The sequence below is a fragment of the Cellulomonas sp. NPDC055163 genome, from assembly GCF_053607065.1.
Window position 1 is genome coordinate 300,244 of sequence record NZ_JBSGSU010000001.1, and the last position, 16,814, is coordinate 317,057.

At 77.4% G+C, this 16,814-nt stretch carries 12 protein-coding genes; 7 read left to right on the top strand and 5 right to left on the bottom strand.

All coding sequences use genetic code 11. The features are described from left to right. The first annotated feature begins 267 nt into the window (after positions 1-267). On the top strand, positions 268-4,194 hold the full coding sequence (locus ACWFNE_RS01335) for a Pls/PosA family non-ribosomal peptide synthetase (RefSeq protein WP_452120655.1): 3,927 nt from the start codon (positions 268-270) through the stop codon (positions 4,192-4,194). Then, positions 4,191-5,621: a M1 family metallopeptidase gene (locus ACWFNE_RS01340; RefSeq protein ID WP_452120656.1), complete on the top strand. Its 1,431-nt coding sequence runs from the start codon at positions 4,191-4,193 to the stop codon at positions 5,619-5,621. Before ACWFNE_RS01335 ends, ACWFNE_RS01340 begins: the two co-directional genes overlap by 4 nt. Here the strand turns inward: ACWFNE_RS01340 and ACWFNE_RS01345 are convergent. Continuing rightward, positions 5,582-6,310 (bottom strand): 4'-phosphopantetheinyl transferase family protein, encoded by a 729-nt coding sequence (locus ACWFNE_RS01345; RefSeq protein ID WP_452120657.1) that lies wholly within the window; start codon positions 6,308-6,310, stop codon positions 5,582-5,584. The genes ACWFNE_RS01340 and ACWFNE_RS01345 overlap by 40 nt on opposite strands. Positions 6,311-6,499: 189 nt before the next feature. Here ACWFNE_RS01345 and ACWFNE_RS01350 point away from each other — a divergent pair, with 189 nt between their 5' ends. After that, a complete protein-coding gene (locus ACWFNE_RS01350; RefSeq protein WP_452120658.1) occupies positions 6,500-7,504 on the top strand; it encodes an SDR family NAD(P)-dependent oxidoreductase in 1,005 nt (334 codons plus the stop codon). Between the two features lie 25 nt (positions 7,505-7,529). On the opposite strand, the gene ACWFNE_RS01355 is transcribed toward ACWFNE_RS01350, so the two are convergent. Next, positions 7,530-9,128: a phytoene desaturase family protein gene (locus tag ACWFNE_RS01355; protein ID WP_452120659.1), complete on the bottom strand. Its 1,599-nt coding sequence runs from the start codon at positions 9,126-9,128 to the stop codon at positions 7,530-7,532. Between the two features lie 107 nt (positions 9,129-9,235). Between ACWFNE_RS01355 and ACWFNE_RS01360 the strand changes: the two genes are divergently transcribed. Together ACWFNE_RS01360 and ACWFNE_RS01365 are read left to right on the top strand one after the other, a co-directional pair. Beyond that, positions 9,236-9,790, top strand: coding sequence for a DUF4240 domain-containing protein (locus tag ACWFNE_RS01360; protein ID WP_452120660.1), 555 nt, complete (start codon positions 9,236-9,238; stop codon positions 9,788-9,790). A 108-nt stretch (positions 9,791-9,898) separates the two neighbouring features. Further along, positions 9,899-10,231, top strand: a complete 333-nt coding sequence (locus ACWFNE_RS01365) for a DUF6480 family protein (protein WP_452120661.1) — start codon at positions 9,899-9,901, stop codon at positions 10,229-10,231. Between the two features lie 81 nt (positions 10,232-10,312). Here the strand turns inward: ACWFNE_RS01365 and ACWFNE_RS01370 are convergent, their stop codons facing one another. After that, positions 10,313-10,612, bottom strand: a complete 300-nt coding sequence (locus tag ACWFNE_RS01370) for a hypothetical protein (RefSeq protein ID WP_452120662.1) — start codon at positions 10,610-10,612, stop codon at positions 10,313-10,315. Positions 10,613-10,802: 190 nt separating this feature from the next. Here ACWFNE_RS01370 and ACWFNE_RS01375 point away from each other — a divergent pair, with 190 nt between their 5' ends. Beyond that, entirely contained in the window at positions 10,803-13,661 is a 2,859-nt protein-coding gene (locus tag ACWFNE_RS01375) for a circularly permuted type 2 ATP-grasp protein (protein WP_452120663.1), read from the top strand. Then, on the top strand, positions 13,658-14,710 hold the full coding sequence (locus ACWFNE_RS01380; protein ID WP_452120664.1) for a transglutaminase family protein: 1,053 nt from the start codon (positions 13,658-13,660) through the stop codon (positions 14,708-14,710). Before ACWFNE_RS01375 ends, ACWFNE_RS01380 begins: the two co-directional genes overlap by 4 nt. Positions 14,711-15,024: 314 nt before the next feature. On the opposite strand, the gene ACWFNE_RS01385 is transcribed toward ACWFNE_RS01380, so the two are convergent. Continuing rightward, positions 15,025-15,975, bottom strand: coding sequence for a hypothetical protein (locus tag ACWFNE_RS01385; RefSeq protein WP_452120665.1), 951 nt, complete (start codon positions 15,973-15,975; stop codon positions 15,025-15,027). A gap of 292 nt (positions 15,976-16,267) precedes the next feature. Then, entirely contained in the window at positions 16,268-16,792 is a 525-nt protein-coding gene (locus tag ACWFNE_RS01390; RefSeq protein WP_452120666.1) for a DinB family protein, read from the bottom strand. Positions 16,793-16,814: the final 22 nt, after the last annotated feature.

The following is a 16,814-nucleotide window of genomic DNA, read 5'->3' on the forward strand; positions in this document are numbered from 1 at the left end:
CGTCCACCGCGGCCCCTGCCCTCGACATCGACACCGACATGCGAGGAACACGGACCGGGTGCCCGGAAGGTTGCTCGCGCGCCGCACATGATGCCGCCCGGGTCGGCGCACGACCCCCGCCGCGGGCGCCGCGGCACCCCCCGTTCGCCGTCCCGTCGGGTCCCGTTCACCGGCGCTGGTTACGGTCGGAGGGAGTGGGCCGTCACGGTCGCGGCCCGCGCACGTCCGCACGCCCTCGTCGACCGCCCAGGCAGGAGCCGTCTCGCCGTGACCACCCCGTTGTCCTCGGCTGCGCACTCGCTCCAGGCCGGTGACCGCGCGCCGACCCCCCGGACGCTCGTCGACGTGTTCGCGAGCACGGTCTCCCGGTTCCCGGACGCCCTCGCGATCGACGACGGCGACGAGGTGCTGACGTACCGCGCGCTCGCGCAGGCCGTCGAGGCGCGCGCGGCCCGGCTCGCCGCCGTCGGTGTCCGGCGCGGCGACCGGGTGGGCGTGCGCGCGGCGTCGGGCACGGTGGGGCTGTACGTGTCGGTGCTCGCGGTGCTGCACGCCGGGGCGGCGTACGTCCCGGTCGACGCGGACGACCCCGACGAGCGCGCGCACCGGGTGTTCACGGACGCGGGCGTCGTCGCGGTGCTCGGCGACGGCCCCGAGCCGCTGCGGCCCGACGGCACCCCCGCGCCGCGCGTCGGTGCCCGGCACGCCGAGGCGCCGGGGCTCGACGACGGCGCGTGGGTCATCTTCACGTCCGGGTCGACGGGCCGGCCCAAGGGCGTCGCGGTGAGCCACCGGAGCGCGGCGGCGTTCGTGGACGCGGAGGCCCGGCTGTTCCTGCGGGACGCGCGGGTGGGCCCGGGCGACCGGGTGCTCGCGGGGCTGTCGGTCGCGTTCGACGCGTCGTGCGAGGAGATGTGGCTCGCGTGGCGGCACGGCGCGACGCTCGTGCCCGCGCCGCGCGCGCTCGTGCGGGCCGGGTCCGAGCTCGGGCCGTGGCTGGTCGACCGGGACATCACCGTGGTGTCGACCGTGCCGACGCTCGCGGGGCTGTGGCCGGCCGACGCGCTCGCGGCGGTGCGCCTGCTGATCTTCGGCGGCGAGGCGGTGCCGCCCGAGCTCGCGACGCGGCTGTGGGCCCCGGGGCGCGAGCTGTGGAACACGTACGGGCCGACGGAGGCGACGGTCGTCGCGTGCGCCGCGCTGCTGCTGCCCGAGGAGCCCGTGCGGATCGGGCTGCCGCTCGACGGCTGGGACCTGGCCGTCGTCGACACAGAGGGCCGCGAGGTGCCCGAGGGCGGCACCGGGGAGCTCGTCATCGGCGGTGTCGGCGTCGCGCGGTACCTCGACCCGGAGCTCGACGCCGCGCGGTTCGGCCCGCACGAGGGCCTGGGCTGGGACCGCGCGTACCGGACCGGCGACCTCGTCGTCGCGGACCCCGACGGGCTGCTGTTCGTGGGGCGGGCCGACGACCAGGTCAAGGTCAACGGCCACCGCATCGAGCTCGCCGAGGTCGACACCGCGCTCCAGGCGCTCCCCGGCGTCGCGGGTGCCGCCGCGGCGGTCCGGCGCTCGACGGCGGGCGGCACGGTGCTCGTCGGGTACCTCGCCCCGCGGGACGGCGAGCGCCTCGATCTGCACGACGGGCTGCGCCGCCTGCGCGAGACGCTGCCGGGCTCGATGGTGCCGCTGCTCGCGGTCGTCGAGCACATCCCGACGCGCACGTCCGGCAAGGTCGACCGCGACGCGCTCCCGTGGCCGCTCGCGGACGCCGGGGACGGCGACGCCGCACCGCTCGACGGCCTCGCCGGGTGGGTCGGCGAGCAGTGGGCCGCGGTCGTCGGGGTCCGCCCGCAGCACGAGGACGACGACTTCTTCGCCCACGGCGGCAGCTCGTTGACCGCCGCGCAGCTCGTGTCCGCGCTGCGCGCGCGCTACCCGGAGGTCACGGTCGCGGAGGTCTACGACCACCCGAGCGTCGGCGGGCTCGCGGAGCACCTCGCCGTGTCGTGGCCGTCGGACGGCGACGGTGGGGACGGCGCCGGTGCTGCGACCCCGGCCCGGACGCGCACCGTCGCGCCCGTGCCCGTCGCGAGCCAGGTGGTCCAGCTCCTCGCGCTGCTGCCGCTGCGCACGCTGGTCGCGCTGCGCTGGCTCACGGTCGTCGCGGCGGTCGCCGCCGTGCTGCACGCCGTGTGGGGCGTCGCGTGGGCGCCCGCGGTGCCGTGGTGGTGGCTCGCCGCCGGCTGGCTGCTCACCGTCAGCCCGCTCGGACGGCTGGGGGGGTGCGCGCTGGGCGCCCGGCTCCTGCTCGCGGGCGTGCGGCCCGGCTCGTACCCGCGCGGCGGCCACGTCCACCTGCGGCTGTGGGCGGCCGAGCGGCTCGTCGACGGCTTCGGCGCGGTGACGCCCGCGAGCGCGCCCTGGGTCTCGCTCTACGCCCGTGCGCTCGGCGCGGACGTCGGCCGCGACGTCGACCTGCACTCGGTGCCGCCCGTCACCGGGTTCCTGACCCTCGGCCACGGCTGCGCGATCGAGCCCGAGGTGGACCTGTCCGGGCACTGGGTCGACGGCGACGTGCTGCACATCGGGCGCATCCGCGTCGGTCCCGGCGCGACCGTCGGGGCCCGCAGCGTCCTGCTCCCCGGCGCCCGCGTGCGCGGCGGCACCGACGTGGCCGCGGGGTCGGCAGTGCACGGCACGACGGGGTCCGACGAGTTCTGGTCCGGCTCCCCCGCGGTCCGCCAGCACGAGGCGCGCCACCCGTGGCCGACGACCCGGCCGCCCACCTCGCGCGCCGGCTGGACCGCGGTGTTCGCCGTCACGGGAGCGGCCGTCAGCGCGCTCCCGTCGCTCGCGGCGCTGCCCGCGCTCGCCGTCCTGGGTGCCGCGCTGGCGCCGACGCCGTCGCTCGCCGCCGCCGTCGGCCCGGCGCTCGCGTGGACGCTCGTCGCCGTCCCGCTCGCGTACCTGACGTACGCGCTCCTCGTGCTCGTGGGCGTCCGGCTGCTGGCCCGCGGGCTGCGTGAGGGCTGCCACCCGGTCCGGTCCGGCGCCGGGGTGCGGGCGTGGGCGGTGTCCCGGCTCATGGACGCGGCCCGCACGGCGCTGTTCCCGCTCTACTCGTCGCTGCTCACCCCGGCGTGGCTGCGGCTGCTGGGCGCGCGGGTCGGGCGCGAGACGGAGATCTCCACGGTCGTCGGGCTGCCGTCGATGATGCAGGTCAAGGACGGCGCGTTCCTCGCGGACGACACGATGGTCGCCCCCTACGAGCTCGGCGGCGGGTGGCTGCGCGTCGCGACCGCGAAGGTGGGCCGGCGCGCGTTCCTCGGCAACTCCGGCATGACGGCGCCGGGCCGCACGGTCCCGAAGAACGGGCTCGTCGCGGTCCTCTCGGCGACCCCGAGCCGCACGCGGGCCGGGTCCAGCTACCTCGGCAGCCCGCCGGTGCTGCTGGCCCGCGCGCCCTCGGTCGACGACGGCGAGCGCACGTACACGTCGACCCCGGCGCTGCGCCGGGCGCGGGGCGCGGTCGAGCTGTGCCGCGTGGTCCCGCTGCTGGTCCTCGGGCTGCTCCGGGTCGGCGCCGGGCTCGCGCTCCTGGCGCTCGCCGCGACCGGTGGCTGGCTGCTCGCCGCCGCGGCGGGCGGCGTGGTGCTGCTCGCCGTCGGGGTGCTCGGGGCGGCCGTCACCGTGGCCGCGAAGTGGGCGCTCGCCGGGCGGTTCCGGGACGCCGAGCACCCGCTGTGGAGCGCGCCGGTGTGGCGCGGCGAGCTCGCGGACACCTTCACGGAGGTCGTCGCCGCGCCCCTGCTCGCCGACCCGGTCACGGGTAGTGTCGCGCTCGTGTGGTGGCTGAGGAGCATGGGAGCGCGCGTCGGCCGCGGCGTCTGGTGCGAGACGTACTGGCTGCCCGAGGCCGACCTCGTCCGGCTCGGCGACGGCGCGAGCGTCGGGCCCGGCTGCGTCGTGCAGACCCACCTGTTCCACGACCGGGTCATGAGCCTCGACACGGTGACGCTGCGCGAGGGCGCGACGCTCGGCCCGCACGGCGTGGTCCTGCCCGCGGCGCTGCTCGACGAGGGCGCGACCGTCGGCCCCGCGTCGCTCGTGCTGCGCGGCGAGACGGTCCCGGCCGGCTCGCGCTGGGTCGGCAACCCGATCGGGCCGTGGCGCGCGCCCGTCGGGGCCTCGTGAGGGAGCCGGTCCCGGCCGCCGGCGACCCGTACGCCTACGGGCACGGCTCGCGCGCGTTCCACGTCGAGCACTACGACCTCGAGCTCGACTACCGCGTCCGCACCAACCGGCTCGCCGGGGTCGCGCGGCTGCGGGTCCGGGCGCTCGAGCCGCTGCACGAGCTCACGCTCGACCTGGGCCCGCTCGTCGTCCAGCAGGTCACCGTCGGGGGCACCGCGCCCGCCCGGCACCGGCACCGCGCCGGCCGGCTCGTCGTGCGGCTCGTCGCGGAGGTCCCGGCGGGCACGCAGCTCGACGTCCTGGTCCGCTACGCCGGGACCCCGCGGCCCGTGCGCAGCCCGTGGGGCGAGGTCGGCTGGGAGGAGCTCGAGGACGGGGTCCTCGTCGCGAGCCAGCCGACGGGGGCGCCGTCGTGGTTCCCGTGCAACGACCGGCCCGACGACAAGGCGACCTACCGGACGTCGGTGACCGTCGAGAACCCGTACCGCCCGCACGCGCACGGCACCCTCGTGCGCCGCACCGGCCGGTCCGGCGCCACGACCTGGGTCTTCGAGGAGACCCGGCCGACGCCGCCCTACCTCGCGACCGTGCAGATCGGCCGGTACTCGGTCGTCGAGCTCGCGTCGGAGCCGGTGCCGCAGGGGGCGCTCGTCCCGCCGCGCCTCGCCGCCGCCGCCCGGACCCGGCTGGCCCACCACGGCGACATCATGCGGCTGTTCACCCGGCTCTTCGGCCCCTACCCGTTCGCGACGTACACGCTCGTGGTGACCGACGACGCGCTCGAGATCCCCGTCGAGGCGCAGGGCATGTCGGTGTTCGGCTCGAACCACCTCGGCGGCCTCGGCACGGACGCGGGCGACGAGGGTCAGCGTCTCGTGCCGCACGAGCTCGCGCACCAGTGGTTCGGGAACTCCGTGTCGGTCGCCGGGTGGCAGCACATCTGGCTCAACGAGGGCTTCGCCTGCTACGCCGAGTGGCTGTGGTCGCAGGAGTCCGGTGGCCCGTCCGCGGACGTCCTCGCCCGCCGGCACCACGCCCGGCTCGCCGCGCTGCCGCAGGACCTCGTCCTGACCGACCCCGGCCCGGCGACGATCTTCGACGACCGCGTCTACAAGCGCGGGGCCGTCACGCTGCACGCGCTGCGGATCGTCCTCGGCGACACGGCGTTCTTCGACCTCGTCCGCGACTGGACCGCCCGGCACGCCGGTGGCAGCGCGAGCAGCGACGACTTCCGTGCGGTCGCCGCGGAGCACGCCCGCCGCGGCGGGGGCGACGCGCTCGCCACCACGGTGGCCGGGATGCTCGCCGCGTGGCTCGACGCACCCGCGCTGCCGGACCTCCCGGCCGGACCTCCCCGGGGCGCCCCGACGCGCACGCGCCGCCTGGGTCAGCTCCTGAGGGCGTCGAGGACCGACCTGCCGTCCTGACGGCGGACGACGAGGCCCGACGCCCCAGGCGCGAGCACCGCGACGGCCCCGGCCAGCCCGGGCCCGAGGTCGAGGTCGGCGAGGAGCGCGCCGCCGGGTGCGACCGCGTCGACGCCCCGCAGCCCGGGAGGCGGCGACCCGAGCGACCAGCCCGACGGGTCCGCGGCGAGGCCGGTGCCGAGCGCCTTGAGCGCCGCCTCCTTGCGGACCCACGCGCGGGCCAGCGCCGCCCCCGCCGCGTGCGCCGGGAGCGCGCGGCGGGCGGCGAGCTCCGCGGGCGAGAGGACGACGTCGGCGACCGGCGCCGCGGACACCGCGGACACCGACTCGGTGTCGACCCCGACCGGGCCCGCGACCGTCAGCGCGACCGCCACGAGCGGGCCCGACCGCGTGAGGCCGACGTGCGGGGGGTGCGCGCCGCCGCGCGGTCCGACGAGAGCGACGCGACCGTGGGCCCCGCCGCACCGCGCGCACCGCACCTGCAGCCCGACCGCCGCCGCGGAGCACCCGAGCCGCTGCGCCAGCACGGCGCGGAGCAGGACCCGCCCGAGCACGAACCGCTCGGCGACCGCGGGCGGGAGCGCCCCGGCCCGGGCACGCTCGGCGCCGTCCAGCACCGCCGCCGTCGCGGGGGGCACCGCCGTGCCGGCCGCGACCGTCCACACGTCCACGACCACCGGCTCCGCCACGGCTCGATCCTCGCAGGGCCCGGGGCCGACGCCGACCGCCCCGGTCGCGCCCCACGGACCCCGGTGCGAGCATCGAACCGGACGGGCAGCCCGCAGCCGGGCACCCGTCCCCGCACGCCACGACCCGCACGTCCACCCCCGCCGTCGCGCCCACGGGCGTGCCCGCACCCCGTCCCCGGAGGCGCACGCATGGCACGAGGCACCGCGAGCAGCAGGGTCGTCGTCGTGCTCGGCGCGTCGAGCGGCATCGGCCGGGCGACGGCCCACGCGCTCGCCCGGCGCGGCGACACCCTCGTGCTCGCGTCGCGGTCGGCCGACGCGCTCGCGGACGTCGAGCGCGAGTGCCTGGCCCTCGTGCCCGGCTCGGCGAAGCACCCGCACGTGGCCCCTGCGGGCGGGCCCCCCGTGCTCGTCGTCCCGACCGACGTGAGCGTGCGCGAGTCCGTCGACCGGCTCTTCGAGCGGGCGGTCGAGAGGTACGGGCGGGTCGACGCCGTCGTGCACGCACCCGCCGTCGTCGGGTACGGGCGCTTCGAGGACATCCCCGCCGAGGTGTTCGACCAGGTCGTCGCCGTGAACCTGCTCGGCACCGCCAACGTCGCGCGCGTCGCGCTGCGGCTGTTCCAGCGGCACGGCGGCGGGCACCTCGTGCTCGTCGGCTCGCTGCTCGGCAAGATCGCGACGCCGTGGATGAGCCCGTACGTGACGAGCAAGTGGGCGGTGCACGGCCTCGCGCGCACGATCCAGGTCGAGGCGCGCGAGACCCCGGGCGTCGACGTCTCGCTCGTCAGCCCCGGCGGCGTCGACACGCCCATCTACGCGCAGGCCGCGAGCTACGTGCGCCGCGAGGGGCGCCCGCCGCCGCCCGTGGACCGGCCCGAGACCCTCGCGCGGGCGATCGTGAAGACGCTCGACAAGCCCGTGCGCGAGCGCTCGGTCGGGCTCGCCAACGCGACGTGGACCGCCGGGTTCCGGTTCCTGCCGGCCGTCTACGACGTGCTCGTCGGCCCCGGGATGTCGCGGCTGGGCCTGTCGGGGACGGCCCGTGAGCCCGGCGCCGGGAACGTCTTCGCGCCCCTGCCCGAGGGCGAGAGTGTCACCGGGAAGTGGGGTCGGCACTGGCTGCGCGGCGCCGGGCTCGTCGCGGTCGCCGCGGGGGCCGTGGGCGTCCGGCGGGTGCTCGCCGGGCGCTGAGCGGCCCGGCACCCGGAGCGCCCCGTCAGCGCTCGTGCAGCACGCGCGCCCACACCGTCCGCGTCAGCAGCCGCCGCACCTTGCTGGTCCGGCTCGCCGACCCGAGCGCCGCACGCGCCGCGTTCCAGCCCGGCGCGCCGTGCACGCCGCCGCCCGGGTGCGCCGAGGCGCTCGCGAGGAACAGCCCGTCGACGGGGGTCTCGGGGCGCCCGAGGCCCGGCGTCGGGCGGAAGAAGAGCTGCTGGTGCACCGCCGACGTCCCGCCGTTGACCGCGCCCCCGACGAGGTTCTCGTTCGCGGCCTCGAGGTCGGCCGGGGACTGCACGTGCCGCGCGAGCACCGCGTCGCGGAACCCGGGGGCGACGCGCTCGACGGCGGCCTCGACGCGCTCGACCTCCGCCGCGACCTCGTCGGGCGTCCACCGCACGCCGTGCGGCACGTGCGTGTACGCCCACGCCGACTCCGTGCCCGCCGGGGAGCGCGTGGGGTCGGACGTGGTCATCTGCCCGAAGAGCAGGAACGGCCGCTCGGGGATGCGCCCGGTCGTCAGGTCCGCGGCCATGTCGACGAACCCGTCGGAGTCGACCCCGAGGTGCACCGTGCCGGCGCCGCGCGCCCCCGGCGCGGTCCACGGGATCGGGCGGCCGACCGCCCAGTTGACCTTGAACGTCGGGTGGTCCCACTGGAAGCGGTCGAGGTCCCGGCGCATCCGCGGGGGCAGGTGCCGCAGCCCGACGAGGTCCCGGTAGAGCGCCGGCGCGGTGACGTCCGCGACGACGGCGTGCCGGGCCCGGACCACCGAGCCGTCCTGCGTGCGGACCCCGACGGCCCGGCCGCCCGAGACGTCGATGCTCGTGACCCGCTCGCCCGTCTCGATGTGGCCGCCACCTGCGACGACCCGCGCCGCGAGCGCGTCCGCGAGCGCCCCGGCGCCACCCTCGGGCACCGGGAAGCCGACGTCCTGGCCGAGCATCGCGAGCAGGTACCCGAACACCCCGCTGCCCGCGGCGTCCGGCGGCACGTCGGAGTGCATCGCGTTGCCCGTGAGCAGCAGCCGCCCGCCCTCACCGCGGAAGTGCTCGGACCCGAGCCGCCGCACGGGCAGCACCGCGAGCCGGGCGAGGTCGATCCCCCCGGCGACGCCGACCCGGCGCAGCAGCCGCGCGACCGAGACCACGGGCGGGAACGGCGTGAACAGCGCGTCGAGCAGCGGGTCCCGGATCGTGCGCCACGACTCGACCATCCGCAGCCACGCGTCGCCGTCCCCCGGCGCGAACTCCTCGAGCCCGGCGGCCGTGTCCTGCGCGCCGTGCCGCAGCACCGCGGCGCGGCCGTCGTCGAGCGCGTGCGCCAGCACGTCCGGGGCCTTGACCCAGCGCAGCCCGTGGTCCTCGAGGTGCAGGCCGCGGATCAGCGGGGAGCCGGCCGCGAGCGGGTAGAAGGCGCTGAACAGGTCGTTCCGGAACCCTGGGGCAGTGACCTCGGCGGTCCGCACCGCGCCACCCACGGAGTCCTGCGCCTCGAGCACGAGCACGTCCCACCCCGCGTCGACCAGGGCGTTCGCGGCGACGAGCCCGTTGGGGCCGGCCCCGATGACGACGGCGTCCACCGTGCGTGCGATCACGCGTCCTCCAGGGTGTCGTGGGTGCGTCCACGCTCGCACCCGGCCCGGGGCGGGGCAACCGGCCGGGTGTCCTCGCGCGTGTCGGCGCGGGCTGCCACGATGCGCGCATGGACACCGAGGCGTACTGGCAGCTCGTCGACGAGGCACGCACCCGCGCGCGGAAGGGTGCGGACACGGCGCCCGACGCCGACGACGTCGCGGACTCCCTGCGCGCCGTGCTCGTGGAGCGCGGCGTCGAGGTCGCGCGCGAGGCGGACGCCGCGTACGACGACCTCGTCGCGACCGTGCACGGCCCGCGGCTGTGGGGCGCGGCGTACCTGGTCAACGGCGGCAGCTCGGACGACGGGTTCGACTACTTCCTCGGCTGGCTCGTCGCGCAGGGCCGCGAGGTGTTCGAGCGTGCGGCGCAGGACCCGGACTCGCTCGCGGACGTCGTCGACGAGGACACCGAGGCCGAGTGCGAGGACATGCTCGCCGCCGCCTGGGACGCGTACGAGGAGCTCACGGGCGAGGAGTTCCCCGAGGACGACGAGCCCGCCGAGGACGCCGAGGAGGAGGCGGACGGTGACGAGCCCGCCGCCGAGCCGTTCTGGGACTTCGACGACGACGCCGAGATGCGCACCCGCTACCCGCGGCTCGCGGCGATGTTCCTGGAGGACTGAGCTCCTGGAGGACTGAGCCCCTGGAGGCCGGAGCGGGACCGGGTGGCGCGTCGACGTGAGGCGCGCCACCACCGGGCCGGTCAGCGGTGCCCCGCCCCGCGGTCGCCGGTGCCCCGCCCCGCAGTCGCCGGTGCCCCGCCCGGCGGTCGCCGAGGCCCTCGTGCCCGGCCCCGGTTGCAGCCCCCCGTCCCGCGGTTAGCGTGGACGGATGACTGCCATGCCGACGACCCGGACCCCGAGAACACGCCCGGCCTCGAACCCGGCGGCGGCGTGATGCCCGGCGACACCCCGCCCGGCGAGGCGAGCACGTCCGGCGTCTCCCACCAGGAGCCGGGGCTGCCGTCGGGCCGCAGCCAGAAGCTCGTGTACGGCGTGATCCTCGGGTTCGCGGCGCTCGTCGTCGTGATGCTCGTGGGGTACGCGGTCGGCATCGGACGCTGACCGCGCGGGTCAGCGTGTCGGCGTCCGCGTCGCGCAGGACCCCGTGCTCGATCCCAGGCCGCTCGGGTCCCGCGGCGGCGCTCACGGCCGCGGGTTCACGCGCGTCCACGGGCGCTCGTCCCGGCGCGCCCCCATGCCGGCCGCGCACCGCGGGCACACGCGCGCGACCTCGTCCGCGTCGCGCCCGGTCGCGGGCTGCACGTCCGCCCAGGTCACGTGGGAGAACCGCCCGAGCGCGGAGCGGTGCAGCGGCAGCCCGCACACGGTCTGGTTGGTCCCGCGCTCCCAGGCGTGGACCTCGCCTGCCGGGAGCCGGACGCCGTCCGGGTCGGTCCAGCTGCTCGACGCGGCCACGGCGGCGTTCTTGAGGGTATTGGGCACCGGACCTCCTCGGGACCGCGCGACGCCGGTCCGCCGCGTCGTCCCAGGATGCGACGGCCGCCCCCAGCTCGCACGACGACCGCCGCGAGCCGTCGCCGGGCCCGGACGCGCCGTGCGGCACGCGCCCAGGACATGATGGGGTGGCCCCTCGACCGTCGAGGCGCGCCCACGCACCGGGAGGCAGCAGAGCATGACCGACCTGCTGTCGTCCGTGCGCGCGCCCGCACCCGACTCCCCCGGGTCGCCCGGGTCGCCTGATTCCCCCGGGTCGCTCGGGTCGCCCGACCGGTCCGCGACGGCCCGCCGGCCCGACTGGTCGTGGCTGCCCGACACCGCGGACGCGCCCACCGAGTCCGACCTCGCCCGGTACCGCGACGCGACGGACCGCCTGCTCGCCGACCACGGCGTCACCTACGGCGGCACGCCGCCCGTGCGCGCGGAGGGCGGCCCGGCGCCCGCACCCGCCGGCGAGCCCGACGCGTCCGACGCCGAGCCGCAGAGCTGGCGGCTCGACCCGGTCCCCGTGATCGTCGACGAGCAGGAGTGGTCGGCCCTGGACCGCGCGCTCGTGCAGCGCACCGAGCTCCTCGACGCCCTGCTGCAGGACGTGTACGGCCCGCGGCGGCTGCTGGGCGACACGCTCCTGCCCCCCGAGCTCGTGCTCGCGCACCCCGGGTACCTCCGCGCGGTGCACGGGCTGCGCCTGCCCGGGCCGCACGAGCTCGTGCTGACCGCGACCGACGTCACGCGCGACGCGTCGGGCGCGTGGACCGTCGTCGCCGACCGGACGCAGGCGCCGTCGGGCGCCGGCTACGCGATGGAGGACCGGCGCGTCGTCGCGCAGGTGCTCGCGGGGGTCTACCGGCAGGCGTCGATCCAGCGCATCGGCCCGTTCTTCCACGCGCTGCGGCTCGCGCTCGCGCAGGTCGCGCCGCCCGGCGCCGAGTCGCCGCGGATCGTGCTGCTCACCGCGGGGCCGCAGAGCGAGACCGCGTTCGACCAGGCCTACCTGTCCTCGATGCTGGGGCTCCCCCTCGTCGAGGGCAGCGACCTCGTCGTGCGGGAGGGGCGGGTCTGGATGCGCGGGCTCGACGAGCTCGAGCCGGTCGACGTCGTCCTGCGCCGCGTCGACGCCGACTTCTGCGACCCGCTCGAGCTGCGCTCCGACTCGCGGCTCGGCGTCCCCGGGCTCGTGCGCGCGCTCCGGGCGGGGACGGTGAGCGTCGTGAACCCGCTCGGCAGCTCGGTGCTCGAGAACCCGGCGCTGCACGCCTACCTGCCACGGCTCGCGCGCACGGTGCTCGGCACGGACCTCGCGCTGCGGGCGCCCGAGACGTTCTGGTGCGGGGACCCGGCCGCGCTCCGGCACGTCCTCGCGCACCTCGACGAGCTCGTGCTCGCCCCGACGTACCGCGGGATGCGCTCGGGCACCGTGCACGGCTGGACGCTCAGCGCGCGCGAGCGCGAGGAGCTCGGGGCGCGGATCGCCGCCGACCCGCTCTCGTGGGTCGGCCAGGAGCCCGTCGCGGGCGTCCCCGTGCCCGGGCCGGACCTTGCGGGCGGAGGCCCGACGGCCGCGGTGCTGCGCACGTTCGCGGTCGCGCGGCGCGGCTCGTACCAGGTCATGAGCGGCGGGCTCGCGCGCGTGTTCCTCGACGAGGCCGGCGAGGGCGCGGCCGATCCCGGCACGGGCGCCGGCCCGCGCGCGTACGCCAAGGACGTGTGGGTCCTGTCCTCCGAGCCCGACGCGGTGCGGGACCCCTGGCTGCACGCCGAGCAGCCCGCGCAGCGCGTCCTCACCGGCATCTCCCCGCGAACCGCGGAGAACATGTTCTGGATGGGTCGCTACGCGGAGCGCGCGGGCGACAAGGTGCGGGTGCTGCGCGCGGTCGTCGACCGCTGGGACGACTACCACCGCTCCCCGCGCTCGGCGGGCGGCCGCGCGCTCGCGGCACTGCTCGCGTCCGTCGGTGCGGACGAGCCCGCGTCGTGGGGCACGGACCCGACGGGGACGGACCTGCGTGCGCTGCTGCTCGACCGCGGCCGGCCCGGGTCGGTCGCGAGCGCGGTGCGCCGGCTCGCGGAGGCGTCCGCCGCGGTCCGGGACCAGCTCTCGAACGACACGTGGCTCCCGCTCGCGAGCCTCGACCGGGCCCTCGCGGACGAGCGCCGGCTCGTCGCGGCCCGCGACCGGCTCGACGACGCGCGCTCCACCGGGCGGGTGTCCGGGCAGCGCACCGGGCCGGCCGAGACGGTCGGGATGCGCGCCGTCCTCGACCGCATGCTCGAGGCGCTGCTCGCGGTCGCCGGGATCGGCGCCGAGAGCATGGTGCGCGACCTCGGCTGGCGGTTCCTCGACGGCGGCCGGCGGCTCGAGCGTGCGCAGTTCCTCGTCGACACGCTCGCAGCGACGCTCACCACGCAGCGCTCCGAGGACGTCGACTCGCTCGTGCTCGAGTCGCTGCTCATCCAGCACGAGTCGGTCATCACGTACCGCCGCCGCAACCAGGCCGGCGCGACGGTCGCGACCGTGCTCGACCTGCTGCTGCTCGACCGCACCAACCCCCGCTCGCTCGGCTACCAGCTCGACCGGCTCCGCGAGGACCTCGCGGGCGTCCCGGTGCCCGTCGGCCCGGCGGGTCACGTCCGCTCGCCCGAGACGCGCGACCGCCTGCTCCAGGACCTCGCGGACCTGCTCACCGAGCTCGACACCGCGACGGTCGCCGCAGCCGTCTCCGAGGAGGGGCACCGCGACCGCCTCGCGGAGGTGCTCGACTCGATGCGCTGGCGCCTGCGCGCGGTCGGCGACGAGATCGCCCGCGTGCACCTCGTGCACCCCGCGCCGAGCCGGTCGCTCGACGACGCCTGGGGCGCGGAGAACGCGCACGCCGGAGGCGGTGAGGGCGATGAGGACCGCCAGTCCGGTGCGGACGGCCAAGCCGGCGCCTCGACGCCCGACGCCTGGCACCGGTCCGGGGGTGCGGCGCCCGACGCGGTGCCGGGGACCGGTACGGCGCGGCCGTCCGGCGACGGCCGGGAGAGCGCATGACCGCCCCGGCCACGCCCGCGACCGGGCGCACCTACGACCTGGTGCACCGCACGACGTACGCCTACGACCACCCGGTGACGACCTCGTACGGCCGCACGGTCCTCACGCCGCGGGACCTGCCCGACCAGCGGTGCCACACCTCCACGCTCGACATCCAGCCCGCACCGGCGGACACCGAGGCGCACGTCGACTACTTCGGGAACCGGTCGACGTACTTCGCGGTCACCGACGAGCACCGCCGGCTCGTCGTCACCTCACGGTCGACCGTGACCGTCGCGCGCGAGGCCGCGACCGTCGCCGGGCTGCCCGTCGTCGCATGGGAGGACGTCGCCGAGGCCGTCCGGACCGGGCGCGGGCTCGACAGCGCCGCACGGCCCGACGAGGTCTGGGACGGCGTGGTGCACGACGACGTGGCCGAGCTCCCGGACGAGCTCGCCGAGCCGGACGAGCCCACCGACCCCACCGCCGCGGCGACCGACGGCATCGGGCTCGTCGCGCTGCGTGAGGCGCTGCTGCCGTCCCGGCACGTCGCGCTGACCGACGAGGTGCGGGCGTGGGCGGCGCCGTCGTTCACCCCGGGGCGCGGGGTCGCCGAGCTCCTCGCCGACCTGGCGCACCGCATCCGCACGGAGCTGACCTACCGCTCCGGCTCGACGACGGTCGGCACGACGCAGGCCCAGCTCCTCGCGCAGCGCACGGGCGTGTGCCAGGACTTCGCGCACCTCATGGTCGCCGCGCTGCGGCTGCACGGGCTGCCCGCGCGGTACGCGAGCGGCTACCTCGAGACGATGCCCGCACCCGGCCGGGAGAAGCTCCGCGGCGCGGACGCCTCGCACGCGTGGGTGTCGGCCTGGGTGCCAGGGGCCGGGTGGGTCGAGGTCGACCCCACCAACGACAAGTTCATCGACGACCGCTACGTCGTGCTCGGCTGGGGACGTGACTACGCCGACGTCCCGCCGCTGCGCGGGGTCATCTTCACCGAGGGGTCCGGGTCGCGGCTCACGGTCTCCGTCGACCTGGTCCCGGCGGGCTCTCCCCCGCTGCCCTGACCCGTGGGCGCTGCCGGGCGGACGGCGCTGGGCGGGCGGCGTCGGGCGGGCGGTGCCGGACGAGCGGCGTCGGGCGAGCGGGCGGGCGGCGTCGGGCGGGCGGTGCCGGGCGGGCGGCGTCGGGCGAGCGGGCGGTGCCGGACGGGCGGCGTCGGGCGAGCGGGCGGGCGGTGCGGGCTGTATCGGATCGGGCACCGCACGCTCAAGGGGCATATCGGGTGGCTTGCGGTCCACAGTGTTGTCCACAGGCTGAGGAGCGCGTTCGCGGGCCGACCACAGCCCTGTGGACAACATCTGTGGACGACACGCGCGACTCAGCGGGACGTGCTCGCCGCCCGAGCCGTGAGCTCCGCGTCGTCGACGAGGTACCCGTCGCTGTCGACCACCGCGCCGCCCGCCGCCCGCGCGAGCGCCGCCACCGCGCGCGCCACGTAGGGCGCGATCCGTCCGCGGGCGATCGCGTGCAGCGGCGTCACCGAGTCGCCGCGGTACTCGGCCTCCTCGGGCGGCAGCCACGCGACGCGGTAGGCGAACGGCCCGTACTCACGCCAGTCGAGCGCGGTGAGCACGACGGGAACCTCGCTGGACCGCGCGAACCGCAGCCGCACCTCGCCGTCGTAGGGGTACGTCGCCACGAGCTCGTACGGGGCCGGCGCCGCCGGCGAGCCCGGGCCGTCGTCCCCGGGCGAGTCGCCCGGCTGCGCGGGGAGCCCGGCGCGCACCGCGACCCGCGAGCCGCTGAGGAGGGGTCGCACGAGCGGGACGACGGCCTCCGGTGCGAGCGCGACGGCCGACCACAGGGTCAGGTCCACGCTCGACCGCGGGTCCGGGACGACGGGGTGCGAGCGGTCCGCGGGCAGGATCGCGCCGGCCGAGCGCCGCGCGGCCGCGCTCATCCACGCCAGCACGCCAGGGTCCGCGACCGGCCGGGAGAGGTCGTCGTTCGGCACGACCGCGTACAGGTCGTACCCGCGCGCGGGCAGCCCGAGGGTGTGCGCGGCCTCCGCCGCGAGCGGGTACGGTCCCCGCGCGGACACCTCCCAGGTGAGCCGGAGCTCGCCGGGCTGCGGCTCGGGGTCGGCGACCATGCCGCGGAAGCGGGCGCCCGACATGGGCCTCGCGCGGGACCGCGCCTGCGCCGCCGTGACCGGGGCGGTGAGCCAGTCCGCCTGCGCGAACCAGGCCGCCGCGAGGGTCAGCAGGTCGGTCGTGTCGGGGACGGCGAGGACGTGGTGGCCGTCCACAGCGAGCGGCAGCGTGCTCATGGCCGCGGACGGTAGCGCCCCGATGCTGCCGTCATGTTTCCCGCGCGTGAGAGGTCCGGCGGGTCCGGGCGGACGCGCCGCCGTTCTCACGCAGATCTCACCGCACGGGTCGCCCGGGGGTACCCGTTCGCTTGCACCGGACCGTCTGTCCACAAGCTGCGTCCACAGGGAGGTCCACAGGGTGAGGCACAACTTCTGCCCTGTGCACACCGGTGTGGATACAACCTGTGGGGAGAAACGGACACGCGGCGCCGCACCGGTCCGGGGCGACGCCGCGTGCGTGGACCGCCGGTCAGGCGCGCACGTCGTGCAGGTGGTGCAGGACGTCGTGCAGGTAGTACGCACCGAGCGTCCGGGTGGTGAACACCGAGCCGTTCGAGCGCCGGCCGGGCCGCTCCCACGCGTCGTCCGGCACGCCCCCGAACCGCACCGCCGCCTCCTCCGCGGCCTGCGCGAGCTCGACGGCGACGACCGCCGGGTCCTGCAGGTCGTAACGGTCCTCGACCGCGGTGGCGTCCTGGTCCCAGTTCGGGAACTGCGGGTCGTCCTCCTCGAGGATCAGCCGCAGCCGCTCACCGAAGATGCGGTGCACGTCGCGCGTGTGCGCGCCGTACTCGAGGACCGACCACGTCGACGCGTCGGGGCGCTCGCGGGCGTCGGGGCGCGCGAGCGCCTCGCTCCAGCGCGGGACCGACGCGCGCAGCGCTGCGGGGATCCCGGCGGGGTCGACGTCGGAGGCGAGGAAGCCGCACTCCGGGCACGCGCGGTCGAGGACCCAGGTCCAGTCCTTCGTGTCGGGCTCGAGGGGAGTCGTCATGCGTCGCACCGTAACGACTCTG